This is a genomic window from Arthrobacter echini, from assembly GCF_008107445.1.
Lineage (GTDB): Bacteria > Actinomycetota > Actinomycetes > Actinomycetales > Micrococcaceae > Arthrobacter_D > Arthrobacter_D echini_A.
Map to the genome: position 1 here is coordinate 1 of NZ_VSLD01000030.1, position 1440 is coordinate 1440.

A 1440-nucleotide genomic window follows, 5' to 3' on the forward strand; every position below is an offset into this window, starting at 1 on the left:
TATGCGGCTCTTCGTAATTGAGAGTGCGGGCGGGGTGGCCGGTGTGGGCGCGTCGGTCACGGGATAGGCGTCGAGGCCTTCCGATGATGGAAGTTCCTACACTGCCCACCCGAAAGACCTCGACGTGCCCCACGCTACCTTTCACGCGCCTGACCTCACCACGTTCTGCCGCCTTGATGAGCTTGGACTGGAAGCCATCGGGCAGCATGTGAGTCCTCATCGGGCGGTGATTGACTGCCGCGTTGTTCACGCAGATCCGTGGTGCCGGAAGTGCGGGGCGGAAGGCCTACCGCGCGATACGATCACCCGGCAGTTGGCGCACGAGCCGTTCGGTCACCGACCCACCACACTGCTGGTACGGGTGCGCCGCTACCGGTGCACCGAGTGCGGTCGCACCTGGCGGCAGGACACGGACGCAGCCGCTGAGCGGAGAGCGAAGATCTCCCGCCGCGGACTCAGGTGGGCGCTGGAGGCAGTCGTGGTCGATCACCTCACCGTGTCCCGGGTCGCGGCCGGTCTGGGAGTGTCCTGGCATACCGCCAACAGCGCGGTCCTTGCGGAGGGCAAGCGCCGGTTGATCGACGACCCGCACCGGTTCGACGGGGTGACCGCGATCGGCGTCGACGAGCACGTCTGGCGGCACACCCGGCGGGGCGACAAGTTCGTGACCGTCATCATCGATCTGACGCCGATCCGCGAGAAGACGGGCCCGGCACGGTTGTTGGACATGGTTGAAGGCCGCTCCAAGCAGGTGTTCAAGCAATGGCTCGCAGACAGGCCACAAGCCTGGCGGGACGGGGTCGAAGTGGTGGCGATGGACGGGTTCACCGGCTTCAAAACCGCGACCACGGAGGAGCTCCCCGACGCGGTCCCGGTGATGGATCCTTTCCATGTTGTCCGCCTCGCCGGCGACGGACTGGACCGGTGCCGGCAGCGTGTTCAACAAGCCACGACAGGGCATCGAGGCCGTTCCGGCGATCCGCTCTACCGGGCCCGACGGACACTGCACACCGGTGCGGGACTGCTCACCGAGAAGCAGAACACACGCCTGGATGCAGTGTTCGCGGCTGAGGAGCACCTCGAGGTGGAAGCGACGTGGGGGATCTATCAGCGGATCGTCGCCGCGTACCGGGAACCCAGCAAACAGAAGGGGAAAGAGATGATGCAAGCGGTCATCAACTCGGTCACCGCGGGCGTCCCGGCCGCCCTGGTCGAGATCCGCAGGCTCGGCCGGACCCTGAAACAACGCGCCGTCGACGTGCTCGCGTTCTTTGACCGCCCCGGCACATCGAACGGCCCGACCGAAGCCATAAATGGGCGCCTCGAACACCTTCGCGGCTCAGCCCTCGGCTTCAGGAACCTCACCAACTACATCGCCAGATCACTCCTCGAATCAGGCGGCTTCAGACCCCACCTGCACTCTTATTTACGATGAGCCGC

General features: G+C 65.6%; 2 protein-coding genes. One reads left to right on the forward strand and one right to left on the reverse strand.

Annotation, left to right across the window (positions count from 1 at the left end; genetic code table 11):
* Positions 1–208 (reverse strand): hypothetical protein (locus tag FQ377_RS15045; RefSeq protein ID WP_222861894.1); only part of this gene is annotated, 208 nt, incomplete at its 3' end.
* Here FQ377_RS15045 and FQ377_RS14670 point away from each other — a divergent pair.
* Positions 125–1435 (forward strand): ISL3 family transposase, encoded by a 1311-nt coding sequence (locus FQ377_RS14670; protein ID WP_148601896.1) that lies wholly within the window; start codon positions 125–127, stop codon positions 1433–1435. The genes FQ377_RS15045 and FQ377_RS14670 overlap by 84 nt on opposite strands.
* Positions 1436–1440: the final 5 nt, after the last annotated feature.